Genomic DNA, 11,930 nt, shown 5'->3' on the forward strand with positions numbered 1-11,930 from the left:
ACTGCTTTGATCACTGCTTTCTGTTTCCGGTAATTAGACCTTATTTGCAGCAGGCAGGTCTTTCTTGCCGCGGGACAGAACGAAGCTATTGTCCCGCGTGCGCTTGTCGCTCGAAACGTGATCGATCTTGCGCCAGAAGGCGACAAAATAGTCGATTGCGGAAATGACCGAAACCACCACCACGTAGTACACGCCAACGACTGCGATCAGGTCGACCGGCATGATGAACCAGCCGAAGTGCCAGGCCGTCCAGCCATGGTCGAGGATGATCGACACGACCGAGACGATCTGGATGACAGTCTTGAGTTTGCCGAGATCGCTCGCGGCGATCGTGAATCCCTCGGAGGCAGCGATGGAGCGCAGGCCGCTCACCAGGAACTCGCGGCCGATCACAACGACGGCGATCCAGGGCTTTACCACGTGCGGGTTGTACTGGATGAGCGTGATATAGGCGGCGGAGACGAGCAGTTTATCGGCCAGCGGGTCGAGCAGCATGCCCATGGTCGTGATCTGGCCGCGCTTGCGGGCCAGGTAACCGTCCACACCATCGGTGATCGAGCACAGGATAAAGAACAGAGATGTCAGGATTTCCTGTTCGCCGTGCCACGAGCCATGCGGAAAGTGGGGCGAAAGCATCCACAGAAAAACCGGAATCGCGAAGATGCGGCTCAGCGTGATGGAGTTTGGCAGATTCACGGTTTGCTCAGAATGAAGGCGGCCAGCGGCCCTTGAAGCGAAGGCTTTGCCTAAGCACATTATGCACCACCCGGTGCGGCGCTGGCAGGCTCTAGCGCTGTGGCGTCTCGTCGACCACGCGGTAATTGGCTGGAATGGTGAATAGTGACGCGTCAGGCTCGGTCCGCCGAATGTCCTTGAGTGCCACGATCTGTTCGCCGGTGCGCGGATCGTCGTGCTGAATCAGGACATACATCGTCAGGTCAGAGGAGTACCAATATAGATCAGCGATCTCGACAGAAGTGCCCGTGCCGCTTGCTGCTGCCGGTACCGTCCAGGTCTTGCGGACGCCCTCCAGGTGTAGCCCGTCCAGCGTTTGTTCGCCAGTGTTCTCAACCTTCTCGAGTCGCGCGCCGGGTTTGGGCTCATTGTCCGGCTCAGGGCTTTTCTGCGGCATCGGCCTCGCCAGCAGTATCTGCCGTGCAAGCTTCGTCTGCGGATTCAGGAAGGTGCTCAAGCGGGTATTCGGATCGTAAATGTGCGCGGAAATCAGGGGCGGCTCGCCCTGGAAAGACGGCGGAACCTGCGCACGCATTTCGTTATAAATGCGACCGGCCGCATCGCGGGCGATATGGGCGGTCGAGGTGCGGATCACGGTCAGGCTGCCATCGACCATTTGTTTTGAGACGATTTCGACCGTGGCACTAAATGGCGCGTCCGGAACGGGGGTGACGAAAACGCCGTGAGCCCGAATGGACACACCGCGATAATCGGGTGGCGTCTGCGCAAGAGAAACCGGCAAGAGAATCAGCAGGAGGATCGGAACGGCCAACGAAAACGAACGGCGCATACATCCCTCACGCAGGCAGCATAGCTCGAAAGGGGCGCGAATGCGCCCCTTTCTCTTCTGAAATCCTGATGAAATTCAGGCGTAGAAGCCGCGCTGGCGGATGGTGAAGGCCACGCGATCGATTGCCAGCATGTAGGCGGCGATGCGGTTATTTACCGCGTGCGCCTCAGAATAGCGGACGACATCGTCGAAGCTCTCGGCCAGGATGCTGTCGAGCTGATCGTTGACCAGGGCTTCCTTCCAGAAGTAGCCCTGACGGTCCTGCACCCACTCGAAGTAGGAGGCGGTGACGCCGCCGGCATTCGCGAGGATGTCAGGAATGATGAAGATGCGCTTGTCGGCAAGGATTTCATCGGCGACGGCGGTCGTCGGACCGTTGGCGCCTTCGCAGACGATACGTGCCTTGATGCGATCGGCGTTGCGGCTGGTGATTACGTTTTCAGTCGCCGCGGGGATCAGGATGTCGCACTCGGTTGTCATCAGCTCAACCGGGTCGGCGGCTTCCGCCCCCCGGAATCCAAGGACAGTACCGTTGCGCTGCCGGTATTCGAGCAGCGAGCAGGCGTCGATGCCCTCCGGGTTGTAAAGGCCGCCCTCATACTCGGCGATGCCGATGACTTTGTACCCTTTCTCCTGCATCAGGCGGGCTGCATTGGAACCGACGTTGCCAAAGCCCTGGATGATGACCTTGCAGCCGTCTCGCTGGATGTTCAGGTGCTTGAGCGCCTCATCGCATACCACGCTGATTCCGCGTCCGGTGGCCTCGCGGCGCCCGCGCGAACCGCCGATGGTGAGCGGTTTGCCGGTTACGACACTGGTCACGGCCTGGCGCATGTGCATGGAATAGGTATCCATGATCCAGGCCATCGTCTGCTCATTGGTGTTGACGTCGGGCGCGGGCACGTCTTTTTCCGGCCCGATGAAGTCGATAATTTCGGCGGTATAGCGGCGGGTCATGCGTTCCAGCTCGCCGGCTGACATCTTCTTCGGGTCGCAGATGACTCCGCCCTTGGCGCCCCCGAATGGAATATTGACCACTGCGCACTTCCAGGTCATCCAGCTTGCGAGGGCCCGCATCTCGTCGAGCGAGACATCGGGCGCGTAGCGGATACCGCCCTTGCCCGGGCCGCGAGCCTGCGAGTGTTGCACGCGGAAGCCAGTGAAGACCTCAATGCGCCCATCGTCCATCTGTACGGGAAAATGAACGATGATCTCACGCGAAGGATGCCGTAAAACCCGCCACAAACCTTCATCCAGGTTTAATTTGCGGGCGGCGAAATCGAAACGTGCAGCCTGGGCTTCCCAGGGATTAATTTCCTGCTCGAGCGTCAGTGTGGATGCCATACCTCTGTTCTACTCCTTGCCGTAAAGGCCCCAACACCTATATAGACGCGGCAGTAGGCCCAAACTCACCGAGTATAGGCCTCGGGAATTTCGCCAATCAACCCCGCGTTGGTGGGATGTGGTTACCACTCATGTTCAAAACATCACTTTTCGCCGGGTCCTTCAGCGTCCGGGAATGAACAACCACAATCGTTTTTGAACGGTTCATCGCTGGTTTTTCTATCGGCAGACCGGCTAAATCCCGCACTCGTATGGTTTTAATAGCCGTGAACCTGTGGCCGCGCGCGTGCTGATACACCATTGCACGAAGGAAAGGCCGGAGAAACGATGGCAGTTCTTGCCCAAAACATCCGCTATGGCCTGCGCAGCATGCGCAACCACCTTGGACTGACACTTACCATTCTCCTTACGCTGGCTCTCGGTGTTGGCGCTAACACCGCGATCTTCACGGTGGACTATGCGACGTTGTTGCAACCGCTGCCCTATCCGCATCCGGAGCAGCTGTTCAACGTCTGGTCCCTCGACCATGGAAACCGGAATGTGGTTTCCGCAGCCGACTTTCTTGAATGGAAGCGTCAGAACTCGACCTTTCAGGACCTGAATGCGCTTACCGGGGCCAACTACAACCTCGCCACTGCGGAGCAGCCCGAGCAGATATGGGCGCGTATCGCGACCCCGGGCTACCTGCGCATGCTGGGCCTGCCCATGTTCCTGGGCCGCGATTTTCTGCCTGAAGAAGGCCAGGTTGGCCGCGAGCATGAGGTCATCCTGACCCACAAGCTTTGGACACGCCTGGGCTCGAACCGGAGCGTGATCGGAACCACGATACGCCTCAATAGCCTGCCTTATACGGTGGTTGGCGTGTTGCCTGAAGGCATCTCAGACAGAAACCAGGGTGACCTCGTTGTTCCGCTCGCTTTCACTCCCGACCAGATCAACCATAATTTCCATTGGCTTCATCTGACCGGCAGGTTGAAGCCGGGAGTAACCCGCGCGCAGGCGTCGGCCGATATGGACGCAATCGCTGCACGCATTGCCGCGGCCTTTCCGCAATACAACAACGGCTGGGGCGCGCGGATCGAGTCACTCAAGAACGACTTCCTCCCGCCGGAGCGCGTTCGTACTCTCTGGATGCTGCTGGGAGTCGTCGTCTTTGTCCTGCTGATTGCCTGCGCGAACGTGGCCAACCTGCTGCTGGCCCGAAGCATGACGCGCCAGAAGGAGATGGCAGTGCGAGCCTCGCTGGGCGCAAGTTCAGGCACGCTCTTTGGCCAGCTTTTGACCGAGAGCCTGATGCTTGCGGTCATCGGCGGCATTCTCGGCGTGGGGGTGGGAGACGCCATGCTGCGCGGCCTGGTCAGCATTCTGCCGCAGAACACGCTGCCAAACGAGGCCGACCTCACGCTGAATCTGCCCGTGTTGCTTTTCACGCTTGGCTGCGCGACGCTGGCGGGTCTTGTCTTCGGATGCGTTCCGGCATGGCAGGCCTCCAGGGTCGATCCTTCCGACGCACTGCGCGAAAGCATTCGCACCGGGGTTGGCTTAGGGCGCAGGCGTCTGCGGCAGACGCTGGTCGTCGGTGAGTTTGCGATGGCGCTTGCACTGCTTGCCGGCGCGGGGTTGAGCATTCACAGCTTCTGGAACCTTTCGCGTGTTGACCTGGGAGTGCGCACCGATCACGTGCTGACGCTCAGCCTGCCGGTGGCAGACTCGCGTTCGAAGAACCCCGACGATATACGCGCCTACTACCGGCGCATTCTGGATTCAATTCGTGCCGTCCCAGGTGTCATCTCTGCGTCCTCGGCCTCAGGTACTCCGCTCTACGGAATGGGCTACGGAATGGGCTTCTCGATCGTAGGCGGCGAGACCTTTGCCAACTCGTCGCAACGCCCGGATACCGGCTTCGGCATGGTGTCTCCGGATTACTTCAAAACCTTCGGAGTGCGGTTGATTCACGGCCGCCTCTTCTCGGAAAACGATACCGCCGGAAGTCCGCGCGTCGCGGTGGTGAATGAAGAGTTCGCCCGGCAGTTTCTCGGCGGCAAAGACCCGTTGAAGACCACGCTATCGATCGACGAGCTCATTCCCGGCGTGAATCGCGTGGCGCCATCGGTTCAATGGCAGATCGTCGGTGTGATTCACAACGTACGCGACGAGCTGCGCGGGCCCGTGCCGCAGGTGCTCGTTCCCTTCTGGCAAAGCCCGTGGCCGTCGGCTGCGATCGGCGTGCGCACGGCAAACGATCCGGGAGCGATGACGCACAGCATCACGGAGGCCATTCACAAGGTTGACCCTGAGGTTGCGGTCGACCAGCCGGAAACCATGGAGCAGGTCCGCGACAATGTGCTCTCCGGCGACCGCTTTACCCTGATGCTCTTCGGAACGTTCGCCGCGATAGCCCTGCTGCTGGCTGCTACGGGAATCTATGGAGTGATGGCTTTCTCAGTCGAGCAGCGCTCGCAGGAGATTGCTCTTCGCATGGCGCTGGGGGCGGACCGCACCAGGGTGATCGAGCTGGTGCTGCGCGAAGGCCTGCTTCTCGCAGCCGGCGGACTGGTGCTTGGCCTCTTCGGCAGCTACTTTATCGGCCGGGCAATGCAGGGCATTCTCTACGGCGTTGCTGCTCTGGATCTTGTCGCGTTCCTCAGTGTAGGGCTTGTCCTGATCGTTGCCGCGCTCATCGCCTGCGTAATTCCGGCGCGACGTGCCGCCTCCACCGAGCCGATGCAGGTACTGCGCATGGAGTAATGCTCAGGGTTACTGAATGGTGCTTGATTCTGTGAGTCATTCAGGCTCGTCATCCCGAATGAAGTGAGGGATCGGCACTTTTGCCCGCACAGAAATCGCGAAAGCAGGTTCCTCACTTCGTACGGAATGACAAATGTGGAGGATTCGCCGGAGCAGCTTCCTCATTGTGTTCAGAAGGCCAGCCACGGAACGCTTGCCAAACAATTGGTGGACGTGGGATAAAGGTCGCGCACGCATTCGGAATCCGAATAGGGGCGGAGTGCGGGCAAGATGTTTTCAGTTTTTCTGAACGTTTTGCCATCAGCGAACGTTCTTGTGTGCAGGCCGGCTTATCCAGATCGAAAAGACGTTGCTTGATATTTGCCGTATCGCGGGAGGACGACGATGGGCAGTCTTGCGCAGAACATCCGTTACGGGTTGCGCAGTATGCGCAACCACCTGGGCCTGACGTTCACGATTCTTCTCACCCTGGCGCTCGGCGTAGGCGCCAATACGGCCATCTTCACCGTCGATTACGCAACCCTGATGCAACCGCTTCCTTACCGGAACCCCGACCAGATCTACATGGTCTGGTCGAAGATCCAGGGCAATCGGAACGGGATTTCCGCCGGAGACTTTCTCGACTGGAAGCAGCAGAACACGACCTTTCAGGATCTGAATGCCTGGACCGGAACCAGCTTCAACATGGCCACTGCCGATCAGCCGGATCGCGTGGAAGGGCGCATGGTCACTCCAGGCTGGTTCCACATGCTCGGGCTGCCCATGTTTCTTGGCCGGGGATTTCTGCCCGAAGAGGGACAGGTTGGGCATGATCACGAGGTCATCCTCACCCACAAGCGATGGATGCGGCTCGGATCGAATCCGAAGATCATAGGCACATCGCTGCGCATGAACGGCGAGCCCTATACCGTTGTCGGCGTCCTGCCCGAAGGGGTCTTTGATCGTGGCATGGGAGACCTGGCGGTTCCGCTGGCATTCAAGACGGAGCAGATCAATCACGACTTCCACTGGCTGCTTGTTATGGGACGCCTGAAAGATGGAGTGACCCGCGCGCAGGCCTCCGCCGACATGGATGCAGTCGCCGCACACATCGCCGCTACGTATCCCAAGAGCAATCATGGCTGGGGCGCGATGATCGAGCCGTTGAAGAATGACTTTATCCCGCCGGAACGCATTCGCACCCTGTGGCTGCTGCTCGGCGCGGTTGGCTTCGTGCTCCTGATCGCCTGCGTGAACGTGGCGAATTTGTTGCTGGCCCGCAGCCTGACACGGCAGAAGGAGATGGCGGTGCGCTCCTCGCTGGGCGCGAAACCGGCCACGCTCTTCGCTCAGCTTTTGACCGAGAGCATCATGCTCGCGCTGGCGGGCGGCGCGCTGGGTGTTGGCGTCGGCTACGCCATGCTGCGCGGGCTGATCAGCGTCATGCCCCAGGACACGTTGCCGAGCGAAGCCAGTCTCACCCTGAACATCCCTGTACTGCTCTTCACCCTCGGCTGCGCGACGCTGGCAGGCATCGTCTTCGGTTGCGTTCCGGCGTGGCAGGCCTCACGGACCGACCCGGCAGATGCACTGCGTGAAGGGTCCCGCAGTGGCACCAGCCTGGGACGCAAACGGCTGCGCCAGATATTGGTCGTAGGCGAGTTCGCCATGGCGCTTGCACTCCTCGCTGGAGCGGGCCTGACGATCCATAGCTTCTGGAACCTGTCCCGCGTGGAGCTGGGCGTGCGCACCGACCACATTCTGACCTTCTTTCTTCCGGTTCCCGATTCGCGGTCGAAAGAGCCTGCGGTGATCACGGCCTATTACCATCGCATGCTCGATTCCATCCGCGCTGTTCCTGGAGTGACCTCGGTCGAGGCGGCGACCGGCACTCCGCTTTACGGGCTGGGTTTTGGAATGCCTTTCACGATTGCCGGCGGCCAGACCTATTCCGATCCTTCGCAGCGGCCTTTGACCCGCTTCGGCATGGCCACGCCCGACTACCTTCAGACCTTCAGTATTCAGCTGGAAAAAGGACGCTTCTTCACCGAGCAGGACACAGCAACCAGTCCGCACGTAGCGGTGGTAAATGAGGAGTTCGTTCACCGCTTTCTTGCCGGCAAGGACCCGCTGCGCGAAGGGGTGATGGTCGAGCAGCTGATCCCCGGAGTGACAAAACTCGGGCCTCCCATCGAGTGGCAGATCGTCGGCGTCATCCACAATGTGCGCAATGACCTGCGCGGTCCCGATCCGCAGTTGTACATACCGTTCTGGCAGATCCCGTGGCCCTCGGCTGCGATTGCTGTGCGTACGGCAAACGATCCCGGAGCGATGACGCGCAGCATCACGGACGCTGTTCACAAAGTCGATGCGGAGATCGCCGTGAGCGAGCCGGAGACCATGGAGCAGGTTCGCGACAACGTGCTTGCAGGCGACCGCTTCACGCTGTTGCTCTTCGGCACCTTTGCGTTGATTGCCCTGCTGCTCGCGGCCAGCGGCATCTATGGCGTGATGACCTTCTCGGTGGCGCAGCGTTCGCACGAGATTGCCCTGCGCATGGCACTGGGCGCGGACCGTGGCCGGGTGATCCGGCTGGTTCTTTGGGACGGCATGATTCTCGCCGCAGGCGGGCTGGTGCTGGGCCTGGCGAGCAGCTACTTCATCGGCCGCGCCATGCAGAGCGTGCTCTTTGGAGTTGCCGCGTTCGATGCGGTCGCCTTTCTCGCGGTAGGAGTGGTGCTGCTGATTGCGGCTCTGGTCGCCTGCCTTGTTCCGGCTAGCCGCGCTGCTTCGACCCAGCCGATGCGGGTGCTGCGTACGGAGTGATTTCTGTTTGCTGTAAACAATTTTGTTTACCATGAGAACTGAATCATGCGACCCGAAGCCAATTCACTTCCGGCGCGTGCAGAGTTCTTGCGGCTGGCACGCACACATACGCTCGTTCCCCTCTACCGCACGCTTACAGCGGACGTGGAGACGCCGATCACCGCGTTTCTGCGCATGGCCGCCGATGAGCCCGAGTGCTTCATGCTCGAATCCGTCGAAGGCGGCGAGAATGTCGGACGTTACACCTTCATCGGTATCCGTCCGTATCGGCGCATCGTGGCGCGCGGCAATGACATCGAGATCCGCGAAGGCAAGAAGACGAAGCGGCAGCAGGGCGATATCTTCGCGTTGTGGAAAGAGGCTATTGAAGGCCACACTCCCGCGCGTGTCGCCGGGCTGCCTCCGTTTACCGCCGGAACCGTCGGCTTCTTTACCTACGACGTGGTTCGTCAGATCGAAAAGCTTCCCGCGCTGGCGAAGGACGACCTGGGCATGCCCGATGCCTGCCTGATGTTCTTCGACGAGGTGCTAGCCTTTGACCACGCGAAGAAGGAGATCCTGCTGATCGTGACGGCCGACGTCCGCAAGCAGTCACCGGCAGCGGCTTACGACAGCACGCTGCGCAGGCTGAATCGTCTCGAAAGGCGCCTGGGCGAACCGCTGCCGAAGCAGCGTAACAAGCGCATTGCGGGCACGCTGAAGATCGAGCCGCAGATCAAGAAGCGGACCTACCTGAAGATGGTCGAGCAGGCCAAGGAATACATCGCTGCCGGAGACATCTTCCAGGTGGTTCCGTCGCAGCGCTTCAATGTCGAGCCGGGCGTCGATCCCTTCTCCATCTATCGTGCGCTGCGCATCGTCAACCCGTCGCCGTACCTCTACTTCCTGCGGACCGGTCTTGAAGACGAGCAGATCCACATCGTAGGCTCTTCGCCGGAGATGCTGGTCCGCGTGCAGGGCCGCAAGGTGGAATACCGCCCCATCGCCGGTACGCGGCCCCGCTCTGCCGATGAAGATACCGACCTGCGCATAGAAGAAGAACTGCGTCACGACGAGAAGGAGATCGCCGAGCACGTAATGCTGGTCGACCTGGGCCGCAACGATGTGGGCCGTGTGAGCGACTACGGCACGGTGCGCGTGAAGGACCTGATGTTCGTCGAGCGCTACTCGCACGTCATGCATCTGGTCAGCGCCATCGAGGGCCGCCTGCGCGAGGGCATGAGCGCCATCGATGCCTTCCGCGCCTGCTTCCCGGCGGGAACGTTGAGCGGTGCGCCGAAGATCCGCGCCATGGAGATCATCGAGGAACTGGAGCCGACGCGCCGCGGCATCTACGGCGGCAGCGTGCTCTATGCGGATTTCTCCGGAAACCTCACCTCCTGCATCGCTATCCGCACGCTTCTGATGAAGGGTAAGCAAGGCTATGTGCAGGCTGGCGGTGGCGTCGTCGCCGATTCCGATCCGGAAAAGGAATACGAGGAAACAGTCAACAAGTCACGGGCTGTGATCCGCGCCATCGAGCGGGCACGGGGCCAGTGATTTTCAATCCGTCCTGCAACGAGTAGCATCAATAGAGCAGCCCTCTGCTGATCCGTCCTCAAGGGCTGCTCTTTTTTACGTATGTCATCGACTGCCGCACCTCCGCCAACATCGCCCCCTCCAGCGCGCCACGCCAGCCGCCGCTCCTTCCAGCGGACCCTGGACAGCGCCAAGCGGACGATGGTGCTCAGCGAAATCGTCAAGCTGGCCATCGACAGCTTCCGGGCCAGCAAGGTGCGTTTTGCCCTGACGGCGCTGGGCATGGTCATCGGATCGGCCTCGCTGATCCTGGTCGTGACCATCGGCCTTACCGGTAAGAAGTTCATTCTGGACGAGTTGCACGGCATCGGCACCAACATGGTGATGCTCGAGTACGAGGGTGGCGGCTCGGGCGCGATCAACGAATATCGCAATGACTTCCTGACCCACGACGACGAAGACGCAGTAGACGAGCAGGTGCCGGCGGTGTCGCTTTCCTCGCCCATGCTCGAAATGCATGACCGGGTGACCTTCCCCGGAGGCGTTGCGAAAGACGTTCTGGTGCTGGGCGTGAACCCGCAATATCGCCCGGTGCGCAACCTGATCGTGCTCTCGGGCCGCTTCTTCGACGATGTGGACGAGACCACGCACACCAAGGTCGCCGTGGTAACCGAGGCGTTTGCCAGGGAGCTTTTCGGCAGCCCGGACGCGGCCATCAACCAGACCTTTCAGCTGACCGGCATCCCCTTCACCATCATCGGGACCTTCAAGGAGAGCGTCGACACCTTCGGCCAGTCGGAGATCGCCGACGAGACCATCCTGATTCCGTACACGGTGGGCCGGTACTTTACCGGAACCGACCAGGTGAAGCAGATTTTCTTCTCGATCCGCGATGCCGGAGACGTGGAAGAGGCCTCGCGCGAGATCAAGGCCGTGGTGCATTCGCGCCACCTGGCCAGCTCGGTCTACCAGACGACGACCCTCACATCGCTTCTCTCGACGGCTGACGCAATTGCCAATGCGCTCACGGTTGTTCTGCTGCTGGTTTCGGCGGTGACGCTCGCCGTTGGCGGTGTCGGCATCATGAACATCATGCTGGCCACGGTGCGCTCGCGTATCCGCGAGATTGGTATCCGTAAGGCGCTTGGAGCCACGGCACGCGAAATCAAGTTGCAGTTTCTGATCGAAGCTGTCTTTATCTCGCTCAGCGGCGGTATTGTGGGCTCGGTGATCGGGCTGGCGCTGCCGATCTCGGTGCGCGTGTTTACGGATTACCCGCTGCCCATCGATCCCTGGTCGGTGATTATCGCGCTGGTGACCTCGACCGCGATTGGCGTGATCTTCGGAACGCTGCCGGCGAACCGCGCGGCCCGGATGGACCCCGTCGAATCGCTGAAGTACGAGTAATTTGTCCTCGCTGATAGACTGGAAACAGGAACAGCTATAAGCGATGGCTACCGCGACCCCACTTCCGATTTCTGTGAGCGAGTATCTCCATACGAGCTACCGGCCGGACTGCGACTTTGTGGACGGGGTTGTCGAGGAGAGAAATGTCGGGCTGATCGAGCATTCGGAGATGCTTGGCGAACTGATCTGGCAGTTTCGAGACAGCAAGCCGCAATGGGGGGTGCATTCTCTACCGACCATCCGCATCCGTGTATCGGACTCGCGTGTGCGCGTTGCCGATGTCGCGCTGATCTCCGTCGACGCCCCACGCGAACAGGTGATCCAGACGCCTCCAGTTGCTGTCGTCGAAATTCTTTCCCCTGAGGACCGCATTCCTCGCTACGCTGAGCGTCTCGAAGACTACCGCCGCATGGGCGTAACAAACGTCTGGGTCGTTGACCCGGCTACGCGCAAGGGTTTTGACTGCTCAAGTGGCGAGTGGGTGGAGACGGGCGTCTTCGATGCCGGTCCGATTCACATCGACCTGGCGTCGATCTTCGCTGCGATCGACGAAGATCGCGCACGATAAAGCTTTAGAAAACAC

General features: G+C 60.5%; 8 protein-coding genes. 5 read left to right on the forward strand and 3 right to left on the reverse strand.

Features of this window, described 5'->3' with window-relative positions; translation table 11 throughout:
- Positions 1–33: 33 nt before the first annotated feature.
- The 3 genes from pgsA to LJD29_RS08990 all read right to left on the reverse strand — a co-directional run bounded on the left by pgsA (position 34) and on the right by LJD29_RS08990 (position 2,869).
- Positions 34–696 (reverse strand): CDP-diacylglycerol--glycerol-3-phosphate 3-phosphatidyltransferase, encoded by a 663-nt coding sequence (gene pgsA / locus LJD29_RS08980; protein WP_446745423.1) that lies wholly within the window; start codon positions 694–696, stop codon positions 34–36.
- 91 nt (positions 697–787) lie between these two features.
- Entirely contained in the window at positions 788–1,525 is a 738-nt protein-coding gene (locus LJD29_RS08985; RefSeq protein ID WP_446745424.1) for a hypothetical protein, read from the reverse strand.
- 75 nt (positions 1,526–1,600) lie between these two features.
- Positions 1,601–2,869 (reverse strand): Glu/Leu/Phe/Val family dehydrogenase, encoded by a 1,269-nt coding sequence (locus LJD29_RS08990; protein ID WP_446745425.1) that lies wholly within the window; start codon positions 2,867–2,869, stop codon positions 1,601–1,603.
- A 327-nt stretch (positions 2,870–3,196) separates the two neighbouring features.
- Here LJD29_RS08990 and LJD29_RS08995 point away from each other — a divergent pair, with 327 nt between their 5' ends.
- The 5 genes from LJD29_RS08995 to LJD29_RS09015 all read left to right on the forward strand — a co-directional run bounded on the left by LJD29_RS08995 (position 3,197) and on the right by LJD29_RS09015 (position 11,915).
- On the forward strand, positions 3,197–5,617 hold the full coding sequence (locus LJD29_RS08995) for an ABC transporter permease (protein WP_446745426.1): 2,421 nt from the start codon (positions 3,197–3,199) through the stop codon (positions 5,615–5,617).
- Positions 5,618–6,001: 384 nt separating this feature from the next.
- Entirely contained in the window at positions 6,002–8,422 is a 2,421-nt protein-coding gene (locus tag LJD29_RS09000) for an ABC transporter permease (RefSeq protein ID WP_446745427.1), read from the forward strand.
- Between the two features lie 45 nt (positions 8,423–8,467).
- The gene (trpE, locus tag LJD29_RS09005) at positions 8,468–9,961 is read left to right on the forward strand and encodes an anthranilate synthase component I (RefSeq protein ID WP_446745428.1); all 1,494 of its coding nucleotides are present in this window, start codon (positions 8,468–8,470) and stop codon (positions 9,959–9,961) included.
- A gap of 81 nt (positions 9,962–10,042) precedes the next feature.
- Complete coding sequence (locus LJD29_RS09010) at positions 10,043–11,347, forward strand: ABC transporter permease (RefSeq protein WP_446745429.1); 1,305 nt, start codon at positions 10,043–10,045, stop codon at positions 11,345–11,347.
- Positions 11,348–11,390: 43 nt separating this feature from the next.
- Positions 11,391–11,915: a Uma2 family endonuclease gene (locus LJD29_RS09015; protein ID WP_446745430.1), complete on the forward strand. Its 525-nt coding sequence runs from the start codon at positions 11,391–11,393 to the stop codon at positions 11,913–11,915.
- Positions 11,916–11,930 lie beyond the last annotated feature (15 nt).

The organism is Silvibacterium acidisoli (assembly GCA_022870745.1).
Taxonomy (GTDB): Bacteria; Acidobacteriota; Terriglobia; order Terriglobales; family Acidobacteriaceae; genus Silvibacterium.